The sequence below is a fragment of the Pseudarthrobacter oxydans genome, from assembly GCF_030812335.1.
Lineage (GTDB): Bacteria > Actinomycetota > Actinomycetes > Actinomycetales > Micrococcaceae > Arthrobacter > Arthrobacter oxydans_B.
In genome coordinates this window covers 200648-225721 of the sequence record NZ_JAUSSN010000008.1, presented here as the reverse complement: position 1 = coordinate 225721, position 25074 = coordinate 200648, and the positions used below count along the sequence as shown (strand labels likewise).

The following is a 25074-nucleotide window of genomic DNA, read 5'->3' as shown; positions in this document are numbered from 1 at the left end:
TGGCACGGGCACACATGCGCAGCGCCTTTATATGGCACGGAGCCACATGGTGAGGGTCACGTAGCTCTGGAATGCTGGGATCAGCGGCACCTTTGGGGAGCCGCCCATCCCATCTCTAGGAGTTATTCACAATGTCGTGTGCGCATGCAGCGGGTATCCGTCCCGCAACTTTCGGCGTCCTCCGCCTGCCGCGGAGCGTCGTCGTCGGCGCCCAGCAGCGCTTCGCCGTCGCCAATATCGCAGCCGAATTCGGGACCAACGTCCTGGTCTGCACCGATCCGCGGCTGGCCGTCTCAGAGGAACTTCAGGCCCTGGTCCGGAGCCTTGAGGACCGGAACCTGTCCGTACGCGTCTACGGGGACACCCAGGCCGAGCTCCCGACCCCGGGCATCATCGCGTGCGTCGAGGAGCTCAAGGGCCAGGAGATCGACGTCATCATCGGGTTTGGCGGCGGCAGCTGCATGGACATGGCGAAGGTCGTCTCCGTGCTGCTCACCCACGGCGGCAAGCCGAGCGACTACTACGGCGAATTCGCCGTTCCCGGCCCCACCAAGCCCGTCATCGCACTGCCCACCACGGCGGGCACAGGGTCCGAAGCGACAGCCATCGCTGTGGTCTCCGATCCTGAGCTGGGCATGAAAATGGGCATCTCGAGCCCCCACATCATCCCGTTCGCTGCCGTGTGCGATCCCGAGCTTACCTACTCCTGCCCCCCGTCCCTGACGGCCGCCACCGGCGCGGATACCTTCGTGCACCTGGTCGAGTCCTTCACCGCCATCACGCGGGAACCCACCTCTACCCTGGCCGCGGAACGGGTCTTCGTCGGCAAGAACATCCTCACGGACTCCATTGCCTTGAACGGCATTGGGCTGGTGGGCCGCAGCCTGGTCACCGCCTACAAGGACCCGGAAAACACCGAGGCCCGTGCCGGGATGATGCTCGCGGCACTCTACGGCGGCGTTGTACTGAGCAATGCCGGAACCGCTGCGGCACACGCCATCCAGTACCCGGTAGGCGCACTTACCCACACCCCGCACGGGGTGGGCGTCGGCCTCCTGCTCCCCTACGTCGTCCGCCACAACTTCCAGGCGATCCAGCCGCAGCTGGCGCAGATCGCCCAGGCCCTGGGGCGCGATATCCGCGGGCTCGACGAGCGTGCCGCCGCCGTCGCAGGCGTCGAGGCAATCGACGAGGTCATTGTGGCCATCGAGCTGCCGCCGACACTGCAGGCCCTTGGCGTGCAGGAAAGCGATCTCGACCAGATCGCCAAGCTGTCGCTGAACTCCAAGCGGCTCATCGATAACAACCCCGTGCCGCTTGATCTCGACGCCGTAACCTCCATCGTTCACGCCGCCTACGCCGGCGACCGCACCATCCGCTAATTAGCAATAAGGACCACTGATGACTCTCCTTTCAACCTCTGAACCCCTCGACGTCGACGGGCTGGCGGTGCCCCGCCAGCTGCTGATCGCCGGGAACTGGCAGGACGCCAGCAGCGGTGGCACCGTCGAGGTAATCAACCCCTCCGACGCTTCCGCCATCACCGGCATCGCCGACGCCGACGTCGAGGACGGCCTCGCCGCCGTCGACGCCGCGGCAGCAGCCCTCCCGGAGTGGGCCGCGACGCCGCCGCGCCGCCGCGCCGAAATCCTGCGGCGCTGCTTCGAACTGATGACCGAGCGCAGCGAGCAAATCGCCCACCTCATCTCCCTCGAAAACGGCAAGGCCCTTGCCGACGCCCGCGGTGAAGTGGCGTACGCCGCGGAATTCTTCCGCTGGTATGCCGAAGAAGCGGTCCGGATCATCGGCGATGTGTCCGTCTCGCCGTCGGGCTCCAACCGGATCTTGGTCCAGCACATGCCGATCGGCGTCTGCGTGCTGATCACCCCCTGGAACTTCCCGGCTGCCATGGCCACCCGGAAGCTGGCACCGGCCCTGGCCGCCGGCTGCACCACCGTGCTGAAGCCCGCCACGCTCACGCCGCTGACCACCCTGGCGATCGCCCAGCTGATGATCGACGCGGGCGTCCCTGCAGGCGTAGTCAACGTCATCACCACGAGCAAGACCAGCGACGTCATGACGCCCATTCTCGCCGACCCCCGGGTCCGCAAGCTGTCCTTCACCGGTTCCACCAGCGTCGGCCGCCACCTGCTCCGCCAGGCGGCCGACAACGTGCTCAAGTGCTCGATGGAACTGGGCGGCAACGCTCCGTTCCTGGTCTTCGATGACGCGGACCTCGATCTGGCCCTCGACGGCGCCATGATCGCCAAGATGCGCAACGGCGGCCAGGCCTGCACCGCCGCCAACCGGATCTACGTCCAGCGCGGCATCCACGACGAATTCGCGCGCCGGCTGGCCGAACGCATGGGCGCCATGCGCGTGGGTCCGGGCACCGACGCCGACACTGAGGTCGGTCCGCTCGTGGATGAGGCCAGCGTCCGCAAAGTCGACTCGCTGGTCCGCGACGCGGTCAGCCAGGGAGCCAGGCTCCTCGCCGGCGGCAAGGCCATCGACGGCGCCGGGTACTACTACCCGCCCACTGTCGTCACCAACGTGCCGCTCCAGGCCCGCATGGTCAGTGAGGAAATCTTCGGGCCCGTGGCCTCGGTCATCCCCTTCGACACCGAAGAGGAAGTCATCGCCGCCGCCAACGACTCCGAGTACGGCCTCGCAGCCTACGTGTTCACAGAGGACCTTCGCCGCGGACTCAGGGTCTCCGAACGCATCGAAAGCGGCATGGTGGCCCTCAACCGAGGACTCGTTTCCGACCCCGCAGCGCCCTTCGGCGGAGTCAAGCAGAGCGGCCTCGGCCGCGAAGGTGCCCATCAGGGTCTGCTGGACTTCACCGAAACCAAATACATCGCACTCGACTGGTAGCTAGCCGCTCCCTACGATTCCATCCGAAAGAAAAGACCAATGACGATCTCCAATACCAAAGCCAAGCCGAAAGCAGCCTGGCGCGTACCGCTCGCCAGCTTCGCGGGCACCACCATCGAGTGGTATGACTACTACATCTTTGGCCTGCTGGCCGCGACCGGCGTCTTCAGCCGGCTGTACTTCCCCGAACAGGACCCGGCGACGGGGCTCCTCCTTGCCTTCGTCACATACGCCGTCGGCTTCGTCGCACGCCCCTTCGGCGGCATGTTCGCCGGCCACTTCGGCGACAAAATCGGCCGCAAACCCATGCTGGTGCTGTCGCTGCTCATCATGGGCTTCGCCACCCTGGCCATGGGGCTGCTTCCCACCTACGCCCAGATCGGAGTCTGGGCTCCCATCCTGCTGACGGTGTTGCGCCTGATGCAGGGCTTCGGCGCCGGAGCTGAGTGGGCCGGCGCGGCCGTCATCTCGATCGAACACGCTCCTCCCGGCCGCAGCGGATTTTTCGGAAGCTTCACGCAGATGGGCGTCCCGGCAGGCATGCTGCTCGCCAACTCGAGCGTTCTGATCGTCAAGTCCGCCGTGCCCGCCGAGGTCTTTGATGCCTGGGCGTGGCGCGTGCCGTTCCTGCTCAGCGTGGTGCTGATCGTCATCGGCCTGATCGTTCGGGCCAAGCTCGAGGACTCAGACGACTTCAAAGAACTTGTTGCGACGAAGCAGACCTCGAAGAAGCCGCTGGGCGAAGCCATGAAGAAGGAATCCAAGGGCATCTGGCTCGTTGTCGGCATGCGCCTGGCGGAGAACTCCGCGTTCTACCTGTACACCACGTTCTCGGTGGTCTACATCATGCGGACATTTGGAGCCGAGCGCGCCAACCAGGGGACCTTGTCGGTCCTGATCGCCTCAGCAATCGGAGTCTTCGCGGTGCCCCTCTGGGCCATCCTCTCGGACAAGATCGGGCGCAAGCCGCTGTACCTGTTCGGCTCTATTGGCGGGCTCCTCTTCTTCCCGCTCTACTTCGTCATGACGGACACCGGCAGCGCGCTGCTGGCAACGCTCGCCATCATCATCGGCCTCGCCGTCTTCCACAACTCGATGTACGGCCCCCAGGCTGCCTTCTTCTCCGAGCTGTTCTCCACCAAGCTGCGGTACAGCGGCGCGTCCATGGGCTACCAGTTCGGCTCGGTTCTCGCCGGCGGCATTGCGCCGCTGGTCGCGGTGGCGCTCCTGAACGCCGGAAACGGCGAGCCCGGTTGGGTGATCCTCTACTTCAGCGTGATTGGCGTCATCACCGTCGTCGCGACGCTGCTGGCTCCGGAGACGCTCGAGAAATTGGACCGGCGCATCACCGCCGCCCAGGAGTCGGACGAGAAGAACGCACGGATCGCAGAGGAACGCGTCGGCGCTAACTGATACTCCCTGAAGTAAGGCGGGCGTCGTCCGGGTCAAAGGCAGACCTGGACGGCGCCCTTCTTTCTGCGCCTTCTACTCCTGCCGTCGGGACGGGAGTCCTGACGGCATCGCTGTGCCTTGCGTGCGGCTCCCTGATGTACACCTGAGGCGGCCGGCGAGCGCCACCCGCGCGCCGCCGTCGTGGTTTATATGCCCGCCCAGTTGACGCGTCGGCCCGCATCTTGCCGCCCTTTAACCCCGGCGGTAGCCTGAAAAGTAGATGACGGGCCGCGCCGCCCACAACTTGTTCCGGGAGTGCCGCGCAGCGCCCACAGGCTCAGACCCGCCACCGGGAACGGGGAGGCGCGATGTCGACACTCGCAGACGGCCGGGAAGCCTACGCCGAACGGCGCTGGCCGGACGCCGTCGGGCAGTACACCGCCGCCGACCACGACGCCGAACTTCCGGCCGGCGACCTGGAACAGCTGGCCACCTCCGTCATCCTCACCGGCCGGGGCTCCGAGGGAGTGGACATCCTGGCCCGGGCGCACCTGAAGTACCTCGCCGACTGCGACTACACCGCCGCCGCCCGCTGCGCCGTCTGGACCGGGTTGAACCTCATCCTGCTGGGCGAACCGGCCCGCGGCGCCGGCTGGCTCGCCCGCGCCCACCGGATCGTCGAGGACCTGCCCGAGCCCTGCCCCTTCGAGGGCCTGCTGTCCGTCCCTGTCGGGCTGGCCGCCCTCTACCAGGGCGACGGCGCCACCGCCGCGGCCTCCTTCACCCGGGCCGCCGACCTCGGACGGGCGCGCGGCGACGCCGACTCGGCCGCCCTCGGCACGCTGGGCCTCGGGCAGGCCAAGGTCCTGCTGGGTGAGTTCGACGCCGGCCTGGCCCTGCTCGACGAAGCCATGGTCGCCGTCACCGTCGGGGAAATCTCCCCGGTCCCCGCCGGGATCATCTACTGCGCGGTGATCGAAACCTGCCACCTGGCCTTCGATCTGCACCGCGCCCACGAGTGGACACGGGCGCTGGACCGGTGGTGCGACGCGCAGCAGAAGCTGGTGGCCTTCAGCGGCCAGTGCCAGATGCACCGGGCCGAGCTGTACCGGCTGCACGGTGCCTGGGCCGAGGCGATCGACGCGGCCAAAACGGCGCAGGACTTCGCCTACCGCGGCGACCGCATGGCCATCTACGGCGGCTTCTACGAACAAGGCGAAATCCACCGGCTGCGGGGCGACTTCGACGCCGCCGAGGCCTGCTACCTGCACGCCCAGGAGACCGGGTTCCCGCCGCAGCCCGGGCTGGCGCTCCTCCGCCTGGCCCAGGGCAGGCCGGAGCAGGCCCAGTCCCTGCTCCGGCAGGCCATGGACGGCATCGACCCTGCCTACCGCCGCCGGATGCTCGCTGCCCGGGTGGAGATCGAACTGGCAGCAGGCGACGCACCGGCGGCCCGGGCCGCCGTGGAGGAGCTGGCCGCACTGTGCGCCGCGGTCGACATGCCCCTGCTGCACGCCCTCGCCGAGCAGTCCGAGGCCGCTCTCCTGTTCCACGACGGCGACCCCGCGGCTGCCCTGGTCCCGCTCCGCCGCGCGTGGTCCCGCTGGCTCGGCCTCGACGCCCCGTTCGAAGCAGCCCGCTGCCGCGCCCTCCTGGCCAGGCTGTGCGCCGCGCTCGGCGATGAGGAATCCGCCCGGCTGGAACGCGAGGCGGCCCGGGCAGTATTTGCCGAGCTGGGCGCCGCGCCGGCGCTGGCGGGGCTGGAGCAACCGCTGCCCGCAGCGCCGGACGCCCGGACTGCTCCTTCCCGGACAGCCGCGGCGAGGACAACCCCGGCGCCCACCGGGCACGACGCCCAGCACGCCGCCGACGCCGGGCCGCTCACGGCCCGCGAAACCGAGGTGGTCCGGCTCGTCTCCGCCGGACTGAGCAACCGAACCATCGCGGCCGAGCTGTTCATCAGCGAAAAAACGGTGGCCCGGCACCTGAGCAACATCTTCACCAAGCTGGGCCTGACCTCCCGGGCCGCCGTCACGGCCTACGCCTACCAGCACGGACTCGCCTGACCTGCCTCCCTGCATAGAATTACCCATTCCCCACCGCCGGAGTTCTCGCGGGAAATGGGTGATTCGCCCGATTCGCCGCGGGGCGACGAAAAATAGCGTTAATGGCATGAACGTTTACGTGCTCGCAGGAATGGTTTCCACCGGCCTCTTCGCCGTGAGCTACCTGCCGATGCTGCTCAAGGCCCTCCACACGAGGGATCTTGACTCCTACAGCCTCGGCTACCTCGCGCTGAGCAACGTCGCCAACGCAGTGCACTCCGTCTACGTCCTCAGCCTCCCGCCGGGACCGATCTGGCTCCTGCACTTCTTCTACGTCGTCGCCTCCGCGCTCCTGCTCATCTGGTACCTGCGCTTCCGGTCCGGACCTGCGGGCACCCCCTTTACACAGCAGGCGCAGCGGGCACAGCGTTCATAACCGCTCCACTGCACGTACCACAACTAGGAGGCACCACCATGAACACCACCCCAGCAACCGACACCGGCGGCGCTGTCGGCACTGCCGCCGTCGACACCGTCATCATCGGCGGCGGACAGTCCGGCCTCGCGCTGGGCTACTACCTGGCGCAGCAGCACCGGGACTTTGTCATTCTCGACGCCGGCACGCGGGTTGGCGACGCGTGGCGCAGCCGCTGGGACTCGCTGCGCCTGTTCACCCCCGCGAAGTACGACGGCCTGCCCGGCCGGCCCTTCCCGGGCGATCCCCTCGCCTTCCCCACCAAGGACGAACAGGCGGACTATCTGGAGGACTACGCCTCCCGGTTCCACCTGCCGGTCCGGCCCAACTCGGCCGTCACCCGGCTGAGCCACGACGGGCAGCGGTTCCAGGTCACGGCCGGGACGCAGCGCTGGACGGCGGCGAACGTCGTTCTCGCCACAGGCGCCTGCCAGCTGCCCAGGACGCCGGGCTTCGCGGCGGAACTGCCGTCCGACGTCGTGCAGCTGCACTCCCACCAGTACAGGAACCCGGGCCAGCTCCAGCCCGGTTCCGTGCTGGTGGTGGGGGTGGGCAACTCCGGGGCGGAAATAGCACTGGAGACCAGCCGCACGCACGAAACCTGGCTGGCCGGCAAGCCGAGCGGCGAGCTCCCGTTCCGGCACGGCCGGGCCGCGGCCCGCTTCGTGTTCCCGGTGATCCGCTTCGCCGGGCTGCACGTGCTGACCACCAACACCCCGGTCGGGCGCAAGGCGCTGCCCAAGATCGGGGCCATGGCCAGGCCGCTGATCCGCACCAAGCTCGCGGACCTCGGCGCCGCCGGCGTCCACCTGGTGCCTCGGGTCACCGGAGTTGAGGACGGCGAAGTAATGCTCGACGGCGGCCGGCGCCTTTCGGTGGCAAACGTCATCTGGTGCACCGGCTTCACCGAGGCCTACCCCTGGCTGGACATCCCGGCGCTGCCCGCGAACTGGCGGGAGCAGCAGCACCGCGGGATCGTGGATGCCCTGCCGGGCCTGTACCTGCTGGGGAAAGAGCTCATCTTCGCCGAAGCATCGGAGACCCTCCCCGGCGTGGGCCGGGACGCCAAGTACCTGGCGAAGCGGCTCGCCGCCACCCGGACGCCGCAGCCCGCAGCGGAGGTCCGGAGCGGGCTGGCGGCATAAGGCAGGGGGAGACTTCCGTGGCCAGGACAGATCTCGGAAACGCGTGGAGCTCACCGGCCCCTAAACCTCGGCTGGACGGGCAGTGAGGGGCAGGTGACAGGGCCCACCGTGCAGGCGTCACCGAGGCCTACCCCTGGCGGCTCCGAGGCCTACCCCTGGCGGCTCCCGGTGACAACGCCAAAGCGTTATGCTGGATTCTTCGGCTGAAGCAGCCCGGCCATCGGATCGCACCCCACGGAGCTGCCATCATGACCGAGGCGCTTGGCCCCGCCGGCCCGGCTGACACCGCTGAAACCGGCACGACTCAGGATCCCGACGCCGGCCTCCGCCAGCTCGCAGACGCCACCTTCGGGCTCCCCCGCCTCCGCGCCGGCCAGCTCGCCGGAATGCGCGCCCTCGTCAACGGCCGGGACGTCCTTGCCGTAATGCCCACCGGCTACGGCAAATCCGCCATCTACCAGGTGGCCGCGCTGCACCTCCACCAAAGCCAGGGCAGAGACCAGGACCACGCGGCCGGAAACGGCGCCGAACCCGGCAGTTTGAGCCGCGGTCCCGCCGTCGTGGTTTCCCCGCTGATCGCCCTGCAGGGGGACCAGCTGGACGGACTGCTGGAGACGCTGGGCGGCGAGGCCGCCGTGGCCATCAACTCCGGCCGCAGCGATTCGGAGGTGAATGCGGCCTGGGACGCCGCCGAACGCGGCGACGCCGTCTTCATCTTCCTCGCCCCCGAACAGCTCGCGAAGGCCGACACCATCGAACGACTCGCCGCCCTGGACGTTTCCCTGTTCGTGGTGGACGAGGCACACTGCGTCTCCTCCTGGGGCCACGATTTCCGGCCCGACTACCTGCGCCTCGGCGAGGTCCGCGGACAGCTCGGCAACCCGACCGTCGTCGGCCTCACCGCCACCGCTTCTCCCCCGGTCCGCGAGGAGATCCAGCAGCGCCTGCGCATGAAGGACCCGCTGGTTCTGGTCCACGGTTTCGACCGACCCAACATCGGGCTGGACGTGATCCGCCACCACAGGGACCGGGACAAACGCCGCGACGTCACAGAGCAGGTGTCCGGGCTTAAAGGTCCCGGACTGCTGTACACCGCCACCCGCAAGGACGCAGAGGCCTACGCCGCCGAGCTCATCGGACTGGGCCTGCGCGCCGAGGCGTACCACGCCGGCCGGAAGCAGGGCGAGCGGGACCGCGTCCACGAGCAGTTCCTGGACGACGAACTCGACGTGGTCGTGGCCACCACGGCCTTCGGCATGGGTATCGACAAACCCAACGTCCGCTTCGTCGTCCACGCCGACATTCCTGACTCGTTGGACAGCTACTACCAAGAGATCGGCCGCTCGGGGCGTGACGGTGAAGCCGCCTCGGCTACCCTTCACTACCGGGCCGAGGACCTGGGCCTGCGCAAGTTCTTTGGCACGCACGCCCCGGACGAGGAATCGCTCCTGGCCGTCCTGCAGGCCCTGCGCGCCGCGGACGGACCCCTGAAGCAAAAGGCCCTTGCGGAGCAGACCGGCTTCTCCCCGCGGAAGCTCACCGGTTTGCTGAACCAGCTGCAGGAAACCCGCGCCGTCCGGGCCGGCAAGCACGGCATCCGGCTGGACTCGGGCGCGCAGCTGCCAACGGTGGTGGAACGCGCCGTCGAACATGCCGAGGCACGCCAGCGGGTGGACCGCTCCCGCATTGAGATGATGCGCGGCTACGCCGAAACGGACGGCTGCCGGCGCCAGTTCCTGCTGGGCTACTTCGGCGAGGACCTCCCCGAGCCCTGCGGCAACTGCGATACCTGCGCCGACGGCTCCGCGCAGGAAAAAGACTACGACGACGGCGCCATGGCCGCCGCGGACGGGAATCCTTTCCCGCTCCAGGCCGCCGTCATCCACAAGGAATGGGGGCCGGGCCTGGTCATGCGGCACGAGGAGGACGTGATCACGGTGCTGTTCGAGCAGGAGGGCTACAAAACGCTGTCCCGCCAGGCTGTGACGGAAGGCAAGCTACTGGCGCTGGCAACCTGACAGGCGGGTGCGAGGTCCCCTTCCGTGATCGTCCGCAGGCTGTCAGAGTTGAGCAATGAATGAGGAAACCGGCGGACTGGTCTTGAACCTCGAATACACGCTCGATGCTCCCCCGGAAGAAGTCTTCCGGATGCTGACCGAATCGACCGAACTGGTGAAGTGGTGGGGTCCGCACGGTTTCACGATTCCCGCGGCCGAACTGAACCTCACCGAAGGCGGCCGCTATGGATTCCGTATGGCGCCGCCGGACGGCGAACCGTTCCACCTCTCCGGGGAGTTCCTGGAGATTGATCCTCCCTGGCGCCTGGTGTACACCTTCCGCTGGGAGGAACCGACACCGGACGACCAGGAAACCGTCGTCGACCTCTCCCTTGGGCTCACCGGCGAGGACACGCGCCTGGCGCTCTCGCAGGGACCCTTCCTGACCGAGGAGCGGCTGGCCCTGCACCGCAGCGGATGGACCGAGTCGTTCGAGAAATTGCAGGCGGTGTTGGGTAGCCGCACGTAGGGACCGGCCGCGTCAGGCGCCCCGGCAGCCCTTCACGGACGCGCCGGATCCGGGGCCAGTGCCTTACCTCCCCCTCGGCCGGCCGAGGGGGAGGTAAGGCACTGCCGCGGGATACATTCTGCCTCTGGCCCGCTGGCATGGGGACTTTGCCGGACTATCTGGCACAGGCGCGCGGGCGCACATATAGTAAGCATACTGATGAGTGACATCCGCCAGATGAGCCTGTCAAAGGGGGTCGGTTTCATGAGTAAGCAATTCGCAGGCGGTCACCTATTTGTTGAGCAAAGCCTCCGTGAGGTCCGGGAGGGGCAGATCCTGAAAATCGCGGGCTCCGGCTTCGCGGTCCTGGCAAAAGAGCGCCGACGCCGGCTGGTACACCTGGATCTGGAAGCCGAAGACGGGGGCCACGCGACGCTGATAGGTGTCCCTGCCGCCCGCGTCAGGCTGCGCGAGGGAAAGGAAACGCCGCAACGTCACCCCTCAGGCGGGAGTGAAACTGATCCTGTGGCTGGGGTGCGGGACTGGCAGGTCCAGCAGGGGACGGCGCAGGGCGCTGTTGTCAATGAGGGCCGAGGCATGCGGAACGCGGTGCCATGAACGTCGCGTGCCGGACGGTCAGATCCGCCCCGGCCTGGCGACCGGCCAGCCGGCGCCGGCCGATGTCCACACCTTCGTTTAACTCAAGGAGAATCCGATGTCTGCTGTCCTGAGAACTGCCCTCGCCGCTTTGGTGCTGTGCGCGACAGTCCTGATTCCGGGGATTGCGGCCGGCGCAGCCTCGCCTCCCGTGAGCGCTGTGAGCCCGGTCTCCGCGGCCACCCCTACCGATACAGCCACGCCTCCCGGTCCTGTGGATCCGGGCACCGGCGAGCCGCCGGAGGCCAAGGAAACCCGAGTGGACTACGCCCCCTATGTGATAGCCGTAGCGCTGATCCTTGCGATCGGTGCGGCAGCCGTGGTCTGGCGGCGCGGCGGGGGCGGACCGTCGTCAAAGTCCGTTCGGCGCGCCCGTGACCAACGCTCGGAGGGACCGAAGTGATCGCGGTACTGGTCATAGACATGCAGAACGCCTTTTTCGAGGATCCCGTCCTCAGCAACTGCCGCGAGAGCGTGACGATGGCGTGCAACGGGATCATCGCCGCGGCGCAGGAGAGCGGCGCGAAGGTCCTGCTGGTGAAGACCGAGCACGAAGAGGACAAGTCGACCTGGACCCTGAACATGCTGGAGGACGATCAGGGCTTCATTTTTCGGGGAACGTCCCAGTCTGACTTCGTCTCCGGGCTCAGGACCGAGGGTCTGCCTCAGATGGTAAAGACACGGGACAGTGCATTCCTGGGAACGGATTTGTTGCTGCGGTTGCGGAACTGGAACATCGACACGATCGCGCTCGTCGGGGTCTCCACACACAACTGCATCGCACAGACCGCCGCAGACGCGTTCGGTCACAACGTCCGCGTCGTCTACGCCGCCGAGGCGACGGCTTCGGAGAACCCCGAGGCAGCAGCTGCCGTCCAGGACATTCTCTGCCGCGAATACCGTCAACAGGTTCTTTCAATCAGGGAGATCAAGGACCGCCTGATGGCTCCGCTCAACGGACAGGAACCCTCGCCATGACCTGACCCGCACTGGATGGAGAGCGCTGGCTTGGGCCATCCTGGAGATCGAACAGCCATACCACCCCGTCCGCCAGCCCAATGTGGAGTACGGGACAGCCGGTTACGACACCTGTCCGCCGCCCGCAGGAACCCCTGGGCACGCGGTCAACCGGAGAGCACGCTCCCGCGCCTGCACACCATTCTCGGTGAGGAATGGGAGCAGCGCCGCTACGCCATCCGTGACCTGGAGGCGATCGAGGCGGGGTCCGAGCTGTAAAGCTGGCGCGGGCAAACGCGCAGTGAAGTGTTCACCCGGGGTCCAGTTCCCCGGGCGCGGCAGTCCATCTCGCCTCCCTAGGGTGGTCGGGTCGCCGGCGCAGCGCCGGCAACCGTCACCCGGGAGGAACCATCACCATGCGCACACCCCTGACTGCCGCGGCCACCGCCGCGCTCATCGCCGCCCTGGCGGGCCCCGCCGTCGCCGCTTCATCCGCCGAAGCCGGCGCCGCGCCGTCGTCGAACACTGCCGGAGCGGCCGCCGCCACAGCGAAAGCCAGCATCAAGACCAACGAGAGCAACGGTTCCTTTGACCTGCAGTCACACCGGGGAGGCCGCGGCGAGTGGACCGAGGAATCGCTGGCCGGGTTCGCCAACTCGCTGAAACTGGGCGTGACCACCCTGGAGCTGGACACCCACCTGACGTCGGACGGCAAGGTCATTGTCTGGCACGACGACACCATCCAGGCGGACAAATGCCTGGACACGGCGCCGGCCACGCCGGGCGACACTGCCTTCCCCTATGTCGGTGACCGGGTGGCCGAGCTCTCGCTGGCCCAGATCAAGACGCTGGACTGCGGGTTCACCCAGCTCAAGGGCTACCCCGGGCAGGACGTGATCGAGGGCAACCGGATCGCCGAGCTCAAGGACGTGTTCCAGCTGGTGCGCGACGCCGGCGCCGAGAAGGTCCGCTTCAACATTGAGACCAAGGTGGAAAGCAGCCAGATCGGCGGCGAGGGCATGGTGGCGCTGACCAGGGCCGTGGTCGCCGAGATCCATGCCTCCGGCATGGCGGACCGCATCACGGTGCAGTCATTCGACTGGTCATCGCTGAACCTGACCAAGGAGATCGCCCCGGAGCTGCCGCTCGTTGCGCTGTCCAGCGGCGACGCCTGGCTCGCAGTCGGCCAGCCCGGCGCCAGCCCCAACCTCGGCGGTATCGACATCGACACCTACGGCGGATCCCTTGCCAAGGCAGCGGCGGCACAGGGCTACGACGTCATCTCCCCCGCCTTCCGCTCCGTTACCCCCGGCATGATCGCGGAGGCCCACGAGCTCGGCCTGCCGGTGATCCCCTGGACCGTGAACACCACGGCGGACATGCAACGCCTGATGGACCTCGGCGTGGACGGCATCATCACGGATTACCCCACCCGCCTGCGCACCGTCATGGACGAGCGCGGGCTGAAGCTGCCCAAGGCCTATGAGCTCAAGGGCTGATTATGCGCGCTGGGAGATGTTGAGAATGTTGCCCTCGCTGTCCAGGAACCAGGCGGACTTGCCCCAATCGCTGGTGGCAACGCCGTTCTCCGTCTTCAAGCCGGGGAAATCGTAGTCTTCAAAGGCGACCCCGCGGCCCCGGAGTTCCTCCATCTCGCGTTCGAGGTTGTCCGTTTCCCAGCCCATCTGGGTGTTCTTTGCAGTCCCGGCGTTCTCGGTCTGGTAAATGAGGAAGCCCGTTCCGTTACCGCAGCGGTACATCACGCTGTCGTCCTCCATGGACTCGGAGGGTTCCATTCCCAGCTTGTCGCGGTAGAAATCCTTCGCCCTGCTGATGTCTTTCGCGGGGAGGACGGCCATGATGTTTGAATCCTTGAGCATGATGATTCCCTTCCGTGTCCCGAAGATGATGTGGCCATTATGGACCGCTTCGGGCCGGCGGAAACAGGGGTGAAAATTTCCAGCGGATCAGGTGATCGCGCTTGGAAGAAGCCTGGTCCCCTGGCCGCGTTTGTCTGGTCCGCTGGCCCCGCATTAACGAAAGAGGCGGCCACTAAGTGGCCGCCTCCCTTGTGAAGACTCTTACTTCTGCAGCACGAGGCTCGGCGACATTTCCGCTGCCTGCCGCAGCGCCTCGATCATGCTGCGCACGTCGACGATGCCCTTGCCCGCGATGTCGAAGGCGGTGCCGTGGTCCACGGAGGTGCGGATCACCGGCAGCCCCACGGTGATGTTGACGCCGGCTTCGATGCCGAGGACCTTGACGCGGCCGTGCCCCGCTCATGCCGAGCTCGCAGGCGATCCGGATGTAGTGGTAGGCGGCGTTGCCGGCCTCGGCGGATTCCTGCCCCCACGGCAGCTCGGGCGAGAGGAGCTTCGGATCGATCACGTTGATCCGTCCCGGTCCAAAGACGGCGTCCGCAACGTCCTGGATCTCCACGATGTCGGCCTCGACGCCCAGGGCCTTCGCGCCCAGGTTCAGCCGGTACATGTCCCCGATGACCACCGGGCGGCAGTCCCGGTAGGCATTTTCGGCCAGCAGCGCGCCCACCGTGACTTCGGGCCCGACGCCGGCACGCGGCCGTTCCATGCGTGGGTGCAGCTCCCTGCGCCGTGGATCCTCGTCACCGACGACCGCGCGGACCCGCAGCAGATTGAACTTTTCCGGCAGTCCGGCGTGACGGTCCAGGTCGTGGAGATCCCTCCCGTACAGGCCGCCTGACGCAGCGGGGCGACGGGGCAATCGGGCAACTGGGGACCGGGCAACCGGCAACTGGACCCAGTGCAGCGAAAGGCTGTCTGTGTTCCCTTTCGGAACGTGGACAGCCTTCGTTGTGCCCGGCGGCGGTCGTTCCGGCCGCCGTCACGCTTCGGTTCTTCTCAGGCCATAGCCATGGCGCCGATCTGCCGCATGATGCCCATGTTGTCCGTGGTTCCCCAATGCTCGGCTACCTTGCCGTCCTCGACTCGGACGATGTCGGTGCAATCGAATTCCACCGTCTTGCCCGTCGGCGGGATGCCGGCCAGTTCCCCACGATGCGTGCCCGTCAGGACTACATGGCATGCCTCCAGGTTCCCGGCGGACAGGGAGGGCGTGATCTCCTTGACCTTGATATCCGGGAACGCCGACCGCATTGTGTTCACGAAGTATTTGACGCCCTCCCGGCCGGGAGGCTGCCCGGGGAGGCCCTCCTCGTGATTCACGAAGCTCTCTGACGTCAACTCATCAATGAGGGCGAGGTTTCCGCTCTCTATGACCTCCTTGTAGAACCGCACTATCAACACCTTTTCTTCTGACATTTCCGACTCCTTGTGGGCGAGAGACCGAATTGGATCCCCCAGCGCCTTGTCCGGGCACGCCGCACGAACCCACGCCGAGAGGCTTCCATTCCGGCAGGGGCCCGCGCGGAGCGCCGAGAACGACTGTGAAAAAACAGTGTGGAATGGGCGAAATGCCCTGTTAAGGCAGAAGGTAATCCGGTGTTCCGAGCCTGTCAAGAGGTCGAGTTGACTCATAAAAAAACTCCGCATAGCCGGATACGTTGCCTCGTGGGAAAAGGTCCGGCAAGGCTGGCCGCGGACATCCTTGAGGGATGGGATTAACGATGGGTGAGCGCAAGGCTGTCACGAAGCATCTGGCCGAGTCCTACCGGGCGGGCGACCGGGCCAGGAAGGGGCGGATCCTGGATGAGCTGGTCGAGCTGACCGGCTGGCACCGGGATCATGCCCGGGCGGTGTTGCGGCATGCGCTCGATCCGCCGCCGCCACGGCCCGTCAGGCCGGGCCGTGCACCGGTCTAGGGGGCTGATCTGCAGGACGGACTAGTGCTGTGCTGGGCGGTGCTGCGGGCCCCGGCGGGCAAGCTGCTGGCTCCGATGCTGCCGGATCTCTTGCCGATGCTGCGGGCCGAGAAGGCCCTGGACATCACCGACGGGCAGGCAGCGCTGCTCGCCCGCATGAATGCCGCGACCATCGACCGGCGGCTGGCGGGCCAGCGGGCGAAGCTCCTGCCGCATGGCCGCTCCCATACCAAGCCCGGATCGCTGCTGAAGTCCCAGATCCCGGTCCGCACCTGGGCCCAGTGGGACGACGCGACACCGGGTTTCGTGGAGATCGATCTGGTCGGCCACGACGGGTCCAACAGTGCCGGCCAGTTCTGCTTCACACTCACGGTCACGGATATCGCGACCGGCTGGACCGTGAACCGGTCCGTGCCGAACAAGGCTCAGAAGCACGTCTTCGCGGCCCTGCAGCACGTCCTGGCGGTCCTCCCGTTTCCCGTCATCGGCATCGACTCGAATAACGGCAGTGAGTTCATCAACAACGAGCTCTTCGAGTTCTGCATCCAGCACCGCATCACCTTCACCCGGTCCCGTCCAGGCAACAAGAACGACGGCGCCCACGTGGAGCAGAAGAACTGGTCCCCGGTCCGTGAGCTGGTCGGCTACCTTCGCTATGACACCGCTGCGGAACTGGAGCTGCTCAACGAGATCTGGGAGCTGGACCGGATCTTCACCAGCTACCTGCTGCCCCAGCAAAAACTCATCGCCAAGGTCCGCCACGGAGGCAAAGTGAGCAAAACCCATGACCGGGCCGCGACCCCGCACCGTCGCGCCGCAGCCGACCCGGCCCTCGCACGGATGCCCGTGATCCGGATGAATGCCTGCTTCAAGAAGATCCGGCCAGCCGCCCTCTCACGACAGATTCTTGCCCTCACCGGCCGGCTCGAAACCACCGCCACCGCCAAACAGCCCGCACCCGCCAAACCCGCCGTAAACACGCAGTGGAACCAGTACGGCAGCCGGAGATTTTCATCTGAGGCAACGACTCAACGTTCCCGGAGGTATTGACGTGAGGCAACAAGGAGGTCTCAGCCGGCTCTTCATCATGCGGACTTTCCGCCTATTTCTTGATCTCGTAGCGCAGCAACCTCCCCCACAGCCAGATGTCCTTGCCGCTCTGCTCCTTGAGCTCCCGGACGGTGGGGTAACCCGCTGCTGGACTATGAGCCTTCGCATGGCGGCCACTGTAGTCGCCCCGATATTTGTCACACCGGCCCCGTAGTCTGCCTTCACAAGCTTGAACCGTCCAACAGGGGATGACATGGCTGACCGGATAAACGAGGCAATCGACACGACGCCTTCCGCGCCTCCAGCAGCCGCCTCGGTCCCCGATTCGTTCGAGCCGAATGACCCTGGCTGGCCGGAACTACTGGCGGCCTCCGGCGGGGTCACCGACGACGCCGTCGGGGACTACCTGCGCCGGCTGGGCCGATACGACGTGCTCACCGCCGAGCAGGAACTGGACCTGGCGCAGGAGATCGAGGCCGGGATTTTCGCGGAACAGCTCCTGACGGACGGCACCTCGCGGACCGGCCAGGACAGCGGGGAGCTTCGGTCCCTCGACCTCATGGGCAAGCGTGCCGAAGACGCCTTGCTCCACGCCAACCTCCGGCTTGTCGTGTCGATCGCAAAGCACTACACCCGCTACGGCCTCGATTTTGAGGACCTGATCCAGGAAGGAAACCTGGGACTGCACAGGGCCGTGCGCACGTTCGACTTCACCAAGGGTTTCAAGTTCTCCACCCACGCCACGTGGCACATCCGGAGCGCCATCATCCGGGCGCTGGCTGATCAGTCACGACTCATCCGGCTGCCGACTCACGTCATCGACCAGCTGCGGAAAGTGCGGTTAGCGCAACGGACGGCCGCCATGACAGGGGCCAACTGCAGCGTCGAGGACATTAGCCGGCTGACGGGCAGTTCGACCGGGAAGGTTGTGTGTCTGCTGGCCTCGGACCAGCCAGTCTGCTCGTTGGACGCTCAGGTGCCTGACGGCAAGGGCGGAACCGAAGCCCTGGCCGAACAACTGTGGGATTCGTCCGCCCCCGACGCGACCGATGCGCTTTTCCAGCAACAGCTGAACGCGCAGCTACATGCCGTGCTCGGCACACTCGAGGACCGGGAGGCCCGGGTCATTGCGATGCGCTTCGGTCTGACCGGCGGCGGGGCGAACACCCTGGACGCGGTGGCGGAGGTCTTCGGCACCACCCGAGAACGCATCCGCCAGATCGAGGTCGGGGCGATGGAGAAGCTCAAGGACCCTGCCCGGTCCAACCGCCTGCGGCAGTATCACTGGGGCGGCGAGGGCCCATGAAGGCGATGAAGGCCAGGTGGCCGGGGAACATCCGAGTCCCGCAACGAGACCGACACTTGAATGGTCCTTTGAGTCACGCGGGAGACGCCCATGTGAACGGGATGTTAAACCCAATTTCGCGGCTGTTAATTGGTCCTAACAACCGGAATTTCAAGGATTTTGCCCCCTAGCTTGGTAATTGGTTCGACCAATGAACCAAGCAGCCAAGAGCCTCCAGGAGCATCCCTTGAACGTTTCCACAGCAGAAAAGCCGGGCGCCGCGGACACCACACCGCCAGCCACCCGACGTCGGCTCCTGCCCGTCAGCGGAAAACGGCCAGGACCGGTCGCCGTCACCGTCCTGTTTTCCCTGGGCTGGGTCTTTATGTACGCCGACCGCAACATCCTCTCGCCGGTCATGAGCGTCATCCAGGAACAGTGGGGCCTGAACAAGGGCCAGCTCGGCCTGATGTCCACCGTCTTCTTCCTGACCTACGCACTCATGCAGATCCCCACCGGCTACCTCGCCGACCGGATCGGCCGCGTCAAGGTCGTGGTGGCCGGCTACGTGGTCTTCGGCATCGGCACCATCCTCAGCGGCTTCGCCCCCGGCTTCATGGTCTTCCTGCTGATGCGCGCCTTCACCGGGATCGGCGAGGGAACCTTCTACAGCCCCGTCTACGGCATCTCCTCCAGCTACATCTCCGACAAATGGCGCGGCGTCTCCGCCGCGCTGATTAACAGCGGCATGGCCGTGGGCATTTCGCTCGGCTTCATCGGCTCCAGCTACCTCACTTTTACGCTGGGCCTGGAATGGCACGTCACCTTCCTCATTTTCGGCGCCGCCACCCTGATCGTCGCCTTCCTGATCAACTACTACCTCTCCCCGATCGACGCCGAGCACAAGGCCCAGGCCGCCAAGACCGCCGAGGCGGAACTGAACGGGGCGGCTCCGGCGGTCAAGGAATCCAACAAGGCGCTCTTCACCCGCAACCACCTCCTGACCTACGTGCTGATCTTCTGCTCCCTCTACGGCTTCTTCTCGATGCTGACCTGGCTGCCCACCTACCTGCAGCAGGTCCGCGACGTTGCTCCCTCGCAGACCGGCATCATCGCCTCGCTGGTCCCCTGGGCCTCCATCCCCGGCGCCATCCTGCTGAGCATGCTGGCCCGCCGCCTCCGCAACACCCGCCCGCTGATCGTTCTCCTGGCCGTCCTCGGCGGACTGTGCCAGATTCTGGTTCCGATGACCGGTGACTACTCCCTCATGATCGTTGGCCTCGTGGTCTACGGCCTGGTCGGAAAGCTCGCTCTCGATCCCATCCTCATCGCCTTCCTGGCGGAAAACACCCCGCGGTCCATGTACTCCCGGGCCTATGGCTACTTCAACTTCGCCGGTATGCTCTCCTCCATCTTTGCCCCCTACATCACCGGCGCCCTTGCGGATGCCACCGGCGCCCTCGAAGCCGGCTTCTACCTCTCCGCCGTACTGCTCCTGATCGGCGCGGTCGCATTCTGCTTCACGCAGCCGGCGGCTGTGCCGGAGCTGGAACCGGCGGCCCGACCGGCCGACGAACCAGCTCTCGCCAAATAGCCCCCGACGCCGTTCCCTCCTCGACCCCGTTCCCACCCCGCAGTCCGCAGAAAGGCCGCACCGTGACCCCGAGTCCAGACCCCCGCCCCACCCTCCGGCGCAGCGCCCCGAGGAGCGCGGAAGTGGCCGCCTACCTGGAACGGGAAATCGCGTCCCGGGGCCTGCTCCCCGGGGACAAACTCCCCACCGAGCGCGATCTGGCGGCGCAACTGTCTGTCTCGCGGGCCACGGTGCGGTCCGCCCTGCAGGAGCTCGAAAGCAAGCACCTGCTGGAACGGACCCAGGGACGGGGAACGCTGGTTGCTGCACCGCCGGCGCCGGTAAGCGAGCTCTATGCCCGGCTCGCCGGCGTCGGCCATGCACAGCAGGACGTGGCGGAACTGCGCGGATCCATGGAGCCCCTCGTGGCGGAGCTGGCCGCGGTGCGCTCCAGCGCGGCGGACCTGATCCAGCTCCAGGACGTGCTCAACAGCTCCAACGAACACCTCTCACCCGAGGAGGCCCTGCGCCTGGACATCCAGTTCCATACGATCCTGGCCCAGGCCGCCCGGAACCAGCTGATGGCGACCGTCCTCACGCTGACCAACTCGTGGACCGCCGATGTCCGGCTCCGCTCCCACTCCACTCTCGAGGGGCGGCGGTGCTCGATCGAGGGCCACCGCCACATTCTCGCCGCCATCGAAGCCCGGGACGCGACCGGCGCGGGCATCGCCATGCGCGACCACCTGGCCGACGTCGCCATCCTGATCCGGGGCCATGAATGAGACAACCCTGTGCCCCGTCCCGCACCTGAACTGACCCTGCCGCTCCCCACCTGACCGGAGAAAACCCGTGACCACCGCTCTGATCCCGCCCGCCCCCGCCACCCCGTCCGCCCCCGCCCGCGCGCTGCAGCCCTGGGACGGCATCCAGGACGGAACCCGTTACCTGCCCTCCGCCACGGAAAATGTGCTCTGGGGGTCCCTGCCCTGCGCCGGCGACAGGCCCGTCATCAGCATCGATGCCGGTACCGACGTCACCATCGACACGATCAGCCATGAAGGGATCCTCGAGGATCAGGGCCGGGATCCGCGGGCGTTCTTCGGATCCCACGGGGTCGACGCCGAAATGGTCCTGCGGGACGCCGTCGAGCTGGCAGCCTCGGGCGTCCAGCGGCTGGCTGGCGGGCTGGGTCCCCACGTGGTGACCGGGCCCATCGCCGTGAGGGGCGCGCGGCCCGGAGACCTGCTGAAGATCACCGTGCTGGAGACCACACCCCGGGTGCCCTACGGCGTTATCTCCAGCCGCCACGGCCGGGGATCTCTGGCCGGCGAGTTCCCCCTCGGGCCTGACACCTACAGCGCCTTCGCCACCGTCCGCGACACCTCGGACGGCACCCCGTCCGGCTGGCTGCCGCTGCGCCCCGGGGCTGAGCCGTCTGTGCACTTCCCGCTCAAGCCTTTCCTGGGCATCATGGGGGTCGCCGTGGATGGCACGCAGCGGCCGCACTCGGTGCCGCCCGGCACGCACGGCGGCAACATCGACATCAACCTCCTGACCGCGGGCAGCTCGCTCTACCTGCCGGTCCAGGTCCCGGACGCGCTGGCCTACGTGGGCGACCCCCACTTCGCCCAAGGCGACGGGGAGGTCTCGCTGACCGCCATGGAAGCCTCGCTCCGGGTCAAGCTGCGGTTCGACGTCGTCCCGCAGGATGAGGCCGTGCGCAACTTCGGCGTCCTCACCGGCCCGATGGCGCAGACCCCGGAGTTTCTGGTCCCCACCGGAATGGACGAGGACCTCGACACCGCCGTACAAAACTGCGTGCGCGCCGCCGTCGGGCTGCTCCAGGCCCGCTACGGCATGGACCCCAGCCTTGCCTACGCCTACCTCAGCGCCGCCACGGACTTCAACATCTCCCAGGTCGTTGACCTCGTCAAAGGGGTCCACGCCCGCATCCGGGTTGAGGACTTCCTCCCGTGACGGCAGTGCCGGAGGCCCCGGCGACGGCGGATCCGACCGTGTGGCGCGAACAGGGCAGCCCCCTGCTGCAGGCCACCGGCACGGGGCCGCTGACCGGAATGTCCGTCGCGGTCAAGGACCTGTTTGCGCTGGAAGGGTTCCGCGTCGGGGCCGGCAGCGAGGAATGGCTCGCCGAGGCTGACGTGGAGACGAGGACGGCGCCCGCGGCCGCCGCTTTGCTGGCGGCCGGCGCCGTGGTGGCCGGGATCGCCCGGACGGACGAGTTCGCGTACAGCCTGGCTGGCACGAACGCGCACTACGGCACGCCGCCGAACCCCCGGGCGCCGAGCCGGATCAGTGGCGGCTCCTCGTCTGGGTCCGCGAGCGCGGTCTCGCTGGGCCAGGCCACCATCGGCCTGGGGACGGACACCGGCGGGTCCATCCGGGTGCCGTCCGCCTACCAGGGCCTCTTCGGCATCCGCACCACCCACGGCGCGGTATCCATCAGCGGGGTGCTCCCCCTGGCCCCTTCGTTCGACACGGTCGGCTGGATGGCCCGGGACGCGGCGACGCTAGCCGCCGTCGGCCACGTCTTGTTGCCCCCGCAAGACACCGGGGCGCCGCTGGCGGAAGCGGCCTTTGCGCCGGAACTGCTCGCTTTGGCGGAACCCGACGTCGGCCGGGCCGTGAAGGTTTGCCTCAAAGACTGGGGCGGAACGCCGGGCCTGCCGAGCCTGGACGCGACGACCCTGCTGACCGGAGACCTCCCCGTGTGGCTCGCTGCCTTCCAGACCGTCCAGGGACATGAGGCGTGGCAGCAGCACGGCCCGTGGGTGAGCCGGCATTGGGACTCCCTCGGCCCCGACGTGGCCAGCCGGTTCGGGGTCGCGTCTATGGTTGAGCAACGGCAAGCCGATGACGCGCGGGATGTGCTCCGGGCCGCCCGGCAGCAGATCCGGGCCGTGGTGGGCGGCGGCCTGCTGGTCCTTCCTACGGTTTCGTCCGTGGCGCCGCTGCTCAGCGAGGCCGCCCTGGGCGGGGACGTCATCGAGCGGGTGCGCAGGGACACCATGCAGCTGAGCTGCATCGCCGGAATCGCGGGGCTGCCTGCCGTGACTCTGCCGTTGTCCACCGAAGACGGGCTCCCCTGCGGCCTGAGTGTCATTGGCCCTGCCCACCGCGACGCCGAACTCCTCGTCCTGGCGGTCCGCCTCAGCGAGTCGCTCCTCTCCCCACGAAAGGCTTCCCTTGCTTAACCGCCTGAAATCCTCCGACCACGGCCGGCTCCATCTGATCCTCATGTTGGTCCTGACCTTTTCCACCGGCGTTATCGATGCCGTGGGCTATCTGGGCCTGGACCGTGTCTTCACCGGCAACATGACCGGCAACGTCGTGATCCTGGGGATGGCCTTCGTGGGAGCGGACGAGCTGCCTGTACTGGGACCGGCGATTGCCCTGGCGGGCTTTGTGGTCGGCGCCGTCATCGCCGGCAGGATCCTCCGCCCCGAAGCCGCTGGCTGGAGCCGGCGCACCACGGCCCTCCTGACCGCCGTCGGAGTGGTCATGGCCGCCGTTGCAGGCGTCCTGTTCATCTATCCCCCGCAGGCCGGCGCGCCGATCACCCTGACCATCACGGCGGCCCTGGCCCTGGCCATGGGTCTCCAGGCGGCGACTGCCCGGCATCTGAGCGTCAAGGACGTCACCACTGTCGTTGTGACTTCAACGTTGACCGGGCTGGCCGCAGATTCCCGTATAGGCGGCGGAACCGGCGCCCACTGGGGCCGGCGTCTGGGCGCCGTAGTGCTGATCCTGGTGGGCGCCGCGGTGGGTGCGGCCCTGCTCGAGGTCCACGTCGGGCTGGGTGTCCTGCTGACGGCGCTGCTGAGCCTGGGAGTGGCGATCACCGGTGGCGTCGCCCGGCGCGGGACGCCTAGCCCCGCCGCTCCCGCCACATCAGCGACACCACCAACACCACCGCGCCGAGTCCCAGCATGACAAAAACCATCAGCCCCCAGTTGGCCTGGTTCACTCCCGTGCCGTAGAAGATGCCGATCAGTACCGTGGCCGTGATCGCGCCGAGATACCGGCAGGTTTGGAAGATCCCGGCGGCCACACCCCGCTCCTCCGGCCGGGTGGAGAGGTACATGCCCTGGTTGTAGGCGATGCTGGCCACCCCGTAGGGCACGCCCAGGAATGCGGTCAGCGCCAGCACCAGCGGAATGGCGAACGAGCCCGTCAGCAGCCACATCGCCGCGGAGGCCACAATGAGTAGAACGACGCCGGAGACCAGCACCCGCTTGACCCCGAACCGGTCGATGGCGCGGACCGCAAAAGGGGTCACCACCACCGACATCGCGGCCAGCGGCAACATCAGCAGGCCCACCACCCCGGGCTCGTAGCCGCCGGCTTCCTGCAGCAACTGCGGCAGGCCGAAGAATGCGAAATAGTAGACGGCGCTGAACAGGGCGAACCCCAGATAGACCAGCAGCAGCGCCCGGTTCCTGCCCAGCAGCCGGAGGTCCAGGAACGGCGGGGCGAAACGCAGCTCGCGCCACACGAAGAGCACCGCTAGCAGGGTGCCTGCGCCCAGCAGCCACCAGCGGTAGGCCGGCAACACGTTGAGCAGCGCCATCATCACCAGGACCATGGAGCCGACGAAAGCCAGGATGCCGGGGATGTCCGAGTCCCGCAGCAGCTCCGAAACCCGGCCGCGTTCCCGGTCCTCGTCCGCCGGGGCGAAGCGGCGGACCAGCAGGATCGCGGCCAACGCCAGCGGGACGTTGATAAGGAACAGGGCTTCCCAGCCGACGAACCCCACCAGCAGCCCGCCCACCACCGGACCGACGGCGGCCGCGGAGGTGTTGGCCATCTGGATCCGGCCCAGCGGCCGGGTGGACTTCACGTTCGCCTGCTTCGCCAGGGCGCCGACCATCACCACAGCGCTCGGGTAGGCGGCGGCCGTGCCGAGGGCCATGAAGGCGCGGGCCACACAGAGCACTGCAAAGTTTGGCGAGAAGGGGGCCAGGGCGCAGGTCACGGCCACCAGGGCCATGCCGATCATAAACAGCCGCCGCGGGCCGAAGCGGTCCGCCAGCCGGCCCATGAGCGGCTGGCCCGCCGCGGAGGTGAGGTAGAAGGAGGTGATCACCCAGGTGACGGTGGCGACGTCGAGCCCGAAGTCAGCGCGCAGCACCACCAAGGCGACGGCGATCATCGAGGAATTCAGCGGGTTCAGGGCCGTGCCCAGGCTGAGTCCTGCGACGGCGAGACCCGTCCGGGGAGAGTTGCTCACGGCAACAGTCTGTCCCACGGTACCGGCCAAAATCGAACCGGACGTCAAATTCCGCCGCGGCCG

The 25074-nt window shown here is 67.4% G+C and carries 25 protein-coding genes; 21 read left to right on the top strand and 4 right to left on the bottom strand.

The window, feature by feature from the left end:
• Window positions 1-131 precede the first annotated feature (131 nt).
• The 12 genes from J2W14_RS14830 to J2W14_RS14775 all read left to right on the top strand — a co-directional run bounded on the left by J2W14_RS14830 (window position 132) and on the right by J2W14_RS14775 (window position 13552).
• On the top strand, window positions 132-1382 hold the full coding sequence (locus J2W14_RS14830) for an iron-containing alcohol dehydrogenase (protein ID WP_307463882.1): 1251 nt from the start codon (window positions 132-134) through the stop codon (window positions 1380-1382).
• A gap of 19 nt (window positions 1383-1401) precedes the next feature.
• Window positions 1402-2877, top strand: a complete 1476-nt coding sequence (locus J2W14_RS14825; protein ID WP_307463881.1) for an NAD-dependent succinate-semialdehyde dehydrogenase — start codon at window positions 1402-1404, stop codon at window positions 2875-2877.
• A 39-nt stretch (window positions 2878-2916) separates the two neighbouring features.
• Window positions 2917-4290: an MFS transporter gene (locus J2W14_RS14820; protein ID WP_307463880.1), complete on the top strand. Its 1374-nt coding sequence runs from the start codon at window positions 2917-2919 to the stop codon at window positions 4288-4290.
• Window positions 4291-4637: 347 nt separating this feature from the next.
• Window positions 4638-6335 (top strand): helix-turn-helix transcriptional regulator, encoded by a 1698-nt coding sequence (locus tag J2W14_RS14815; protein ID WP_307463878.1) that lies wholly within the window; start codon window positions 4638-4640, stop codon window positions 6333-6335.
• Between the two features lie 106 nt (window positions 6336-6441).
• Entirely contained in the window at window positions 6442-6750 is a 309-nt protein-coding gene (locus J2W14_RS14810; RefSeq protein WP_307463876.1) for a hypothetical protein, read from the top strand.
• A 38-nt stretch (window positions 6751-6788) separates the two neighbouring features.
• A complete protein-coding gene (locus tag J2W14_RS14805; protein ID WP_307463874.1) occupies window positions 6789-7934 on the top strand; it encodes a flavin-containing monooxygenase in 1146 nt (381 codons plus the stop codon).
• A 248-nt stretch (window positions 7935-8182) separates the two neighbouring features.
• Window positions 8183-9952 carry a RecQ family ATP-dependent DNA helicase gene (locus J2W14_RS14800; RefSeq protein ID WP_307463872.1) on the top strand — a complete coding sequence of 590 codons (1770 nt, stop codon included), beginning with the start codon at window positions 8183-8185 and terminating at the stop codon, window positions 9950-9952.
• A 55-nt stretch (window positions 9953-10007) separates the two neighbouring features.
• Window positions 10008-10460, top strand: a complete 453-nt coding sequence (locus tag J2W14_RS14795; protein ID WP_307463870.1) for an SRPBCC family protein — start codon at window positions 10008-10010, stop codon at window positions 10458-10460.
• Between the two features lie 198 nt (window positions 10461-10658).
• Window positions 10659-11057: a hypothetical protein gene (locus tag J2W14_RS14790; RefSeq protein WP_307463867.1), complete on the top strand. Its 399-nt coding sequence runs from the start codon at window positions 10659-10661 to the stop codon at window positions 11055-11057.
• Window positions 11058-11154: 97 nt separating this feature from the next.
• Window positions 11155-11499, top strand: coding sequence for a hypothetical protein (locus tag J2W14_RS14785; RefSeq protein ID WP_307463864.1), 345 nt, complete (start codon window positions 11155-11157; stop codon window positions 11497-11499).
• On the top strand, window positions 11496-12074 hold the full coding sequence (locus J2W14_RS14780) for a cysteine hydrolase family protein (protein WP_307463861.1): 579 nt from the start codon (window positions 11496-11498) through the stop codon (window positions 12072-12074). The genes J2W14_RS14785 and J2W14_RS14780 overlap by 4 nt, the downstream gene beginning before the upstream one ends.
• Window positions 12075-12469: 395 nt before the next feature.
• A complete protein-coding gene (locus J2W14_RS14775) occupies window positions 12470-13552 on the top strand; it encodes a glycerophosphodiester phosphodiesterase family protein (protein WP_307463859.1) in 1083 nt (360 codons plus the stop codon).
• Here the strand turns inward: J2W14_RS14775 and J2W14_RS14770 are convergent, their stop codons facing one another.
• Together J2W14_RS14770 and J2W14_RS14765 are read right to left on the bottom strand one after the other, a co-directional pair.
• Window positions 13553-13933, bottom strand: coding sequence for a VOC family protein (locus J2W14_RS14770; RefSeq protein WP_307463857.1), 381 nt, complete (start codon window positions 13931-13933; stop codon window positions 13553-13555).
• Between the two features lie 201 nt (window positions 13934-14134).
• Window positions 14135-14278, bottom strand: coding sequence for a 4-hydroxythreonine-4-phosphate dehydrogenase PdxA (locus J2W14_RS14765; protein ID WP_307463856.1), 144 nt, complete (start codon window positions 14276-14278; stop codon window positions 14135-14137).
• A gap of 85 nt (window positions 14279-14363) precedes the next feature.
• Between J2W14_RS14765 and J2W14_RS14760 the strand changes: the two genes are divergently transcribed.
• Window positions 14364-14774: a hypothetical protein gene (locus J2W14_RS14760; protein ID WP_307463855.1), complete on the top strand. Its 411-nt coding sequence runs from the start codon at window positions 14364-14366 to the stop codon at window positions 14772-14774.
• Between the two features lie 158 nt (window positions 14775-14932).
• Here the strand turns inward: J2W14_RS14760 and J2W14_RS14755 are convergent, their stop codons facing one another.
• Complete coding sequence (locus J2W14_RS14755; RefSeq protein ID WP_307463853.1) at window positions 14933-15352, bottom strand: ester cyclase; 420 nt, start codon at window positions 15350-15352, stop codon at window positions 14933-14935.
• A gap of 305 nt (window positions 15353-15657) precedes the next feature.
• Here J2W14_RS14755 and J2W14_RS14750 point away from each other — a divergent pair, with 305 nt between their 5' ends.
• From J2W14_RS14750 to J2W14_RS14715, 8 genes are all read left to right on the top strand, one after another.
• Window positions 15658-15852 carry a hypothetical protein gene (locus tag J2W14_RS14750; RefSeq protein ID WP_307463851.1) on the top strand — a complete coding sequence of 65 codons (195 nt, stop codon included), beginning with the start codon at window positions 15658-15660 and terminating at the stop codon, window positions 15850-15852.
• Between the two features lie 24 nt (window positions 15853-15876).
• The gene (locus J2W14_RS14745; protein ID WP_307463849.1) at window positions 15877-16902 is read left to right on the top strand and encodes an integrase catalytic domain-containing protein; all 1026 of its coding nucleotides are present in this window, start codon (window positions 15877-15879) and stop codon (window positions 16900-16902) included.
• Between the two features lie 253 nt (window positions 16903-17155).
• Window positions 17156-18208, top strand: coding sequence for a sigma-70 family RNA polymerase sigma factor (locus J2W14_RS14740; protein ID WP_307463848.1), 1053 nt, complete (start codon window positions 17156-17158; stop codon window positions 18206-18208).
• Between the two features lie 190 nt (window positions 18209-18398).
• Window positions 18399-19781: an MFS transporter gene (locus tag J2W14_RS14735; protein ID WP_307463846.1), complete on the top strand. Its 1383-nt coding sequence runs from the start codon at window positions 18399-18401 to the stop codon at window positions 19779-19781.
• A 62-nt stretch (window positions 19782-19843) separates the two neighbouring features.
• Window positions 19844-20545 carry a FadR/GntR family transcriptional regulator gene (locus J2W14_RS14730; RefSeq protein WP_307463844.1) on the top strand — a complete coding sequence of 234 codons (702 nt, stop codon included), beginning with the start codon at window positions 19844-19846 and terminating at the stop codon, window positions 20543-20545.
• A 67-nt stretch (window positions 20546-20612) separates the two neighbouring features.
• Entirely contained in the window at window positions 20613-21740 is a 1128-nt protein-coding gene (locus J2W14_RS14725; protein WP_370871309.1) for an acetamidase/formamidase family protein, read from the top strand.
• A complete protein-coding gene (locus tag J2W14_RS14720) occupies window positions 21737-22975 on the top strand; it encodes an amidase (protein ID WP_307463842.1) in 1239 nt (412 codons plus the stop codon). The genes J2W14_RS14725 and J2W14_RS14720 overlap by 4 nt, the downstream gene beginning before the upstream one ends.
• Window positions 22968-23714 (top strand): YoaK family protein, encoded by a 747-nt coding sequence (locus J2W14_RS14715; protein WP_307463840.1) that lies wholly within the window; start codon window positions 22968-22970, stop codon window positions 23712-23714. Before J2W14_RS14720 ends, J2W14_RS14715 begins: the two co-directional genes overlap by 8 nt.
• Here J2W14_RS14715 and J2W14_RS14710 read toward each other — a convergent pair.
• The gene (locus J2W14_RS14710) at window positions 23650-25011 is read right to left on the bottom strand and encodes an MFS transporter (protein WP_307463838.1); all 1362 of its coding nucleotides are present in this window, start codon (window positions 25009-25011) and stop codon (window positions 23650-23652) included. The genes J2W14_RS14715 and J2W14_RS14710 overlap by 65 nt on opposite strands.
• Between the last annotated feature and the right edge of the window lie 63 nt (window positions 25012-25074).

Bases quoted from the DNA above. Each gene is read 5' to 3' on its own strand.
- J2W14_RS14825 (WP_307463881.1), top strand. From the start codon at position 1,402: ATGACTCTCCTTTCAACCTCTGAACCCCTCGACGTCGACGGGCTGGCG.
- J2W14_RS14790 (WP_307463867.1), top strand. From the start codon at position 10,659: ATGAGTGACATCCGCCAGATGAGCCTGTCAAAGGGGGTCGGTTTCATG.
- J2W14_RS14785 (WP_307463864.1), top strand. From the start codon at position 11,155: ATGTCTGCTGTCCTGAGAACTGCCCTCGCCGCTTTGGTGCTGTGCGCG.
- J2W14_RS14755 (WP_307463853.1), bottom strand. From the start codon at position 15,352: ATGTCAGAAGAAAAGGTGTTGATAGTGCGGTTCTACAAGGAGGTCATA.
- J2W14_RS14775 (WP_307463859.1), top strand. From the start codon at position 12,470: ATGCGCACACCCCTGACTGCCGCGGCCACCGCCGCGCTCATCGCCGCC.
- J2W14_RS14795 (WP_307463870.1), top strand. From the start codon at position 10,008: ATGAATGAGGAAACCGGCGGACTGGTCTTGAACCTCGAATACACGCTC.
- J2W14_RS14830 (WP_307463882.1), top strand. From the start codon at position 132: ATGTCGTGTGCGCATGCAGCGGGTATCCGTCCCGCAACTTTCGGCGTC.
- J2W14_RS14740 (WP_307463848.1), top strand. From the start codon at position 17,156: ATGGCTGACCGGATAAACGAGGCAATCGACACGACGCCTTCCGCGCCT.
- J2W14_RS14750 (WP_307463851.1), top strand. From the start codon at position 15,658: ATGGGTGAGCGCAAGGCTGTCACGAAGCATCTGGCCGAGTCCTACCGG.
- J2W14_RS14735 (WP_307463846.1), top strand. From the start codon at position 18,399: ATGAACCAAGCAGCCAAGAGCCTCCAGGAGCATCCCTTGAACGTTTCC.
- J2W14_RS14810 (WP_307463876.1), top strand. From the start codon at position 6,442: ATGAACGTTTACGTGCTCGCAGGAATGGTTTCCACCGGCCTCTTCGCC.
- J2W14_RS14805 (WP_307463874.1), top strand. From the start codon at position 6,789: ATGAACACCACCCCAGCAACCGACACCGGCGGCGCTGTCGGCACTGCC.
- J2W14_RS14815 (WP_307463878.1), top strand. From the start codon at position 4,638: ATGTCGACACTCGCAGACGGCCGGGAAGCCTACGCCGAACGGCGCTGG.
- J2W14_RS14800 (WP_307463872.1), top strand. From the start codon at position 8,183: ATGACCGAGGCGCTTGGCCCCGCCGGCCCGGCTGACACCGCTGAAACC.
- J2W14_RS14820 (WP_307463880.1), top strand. From the start codon at position 2,917: ATGACGATCTCCAATACCAAAGCCAAGCCGAAAGCAGCCTGGCGCGTA.
- J2W14_RS14770 (WP_307463857.1), bottom strand. From the start codon at position 13,933: ATGCTCAAGGATTCAAACATCATGGCCGTCCTCCCCGCGAAAGACATC.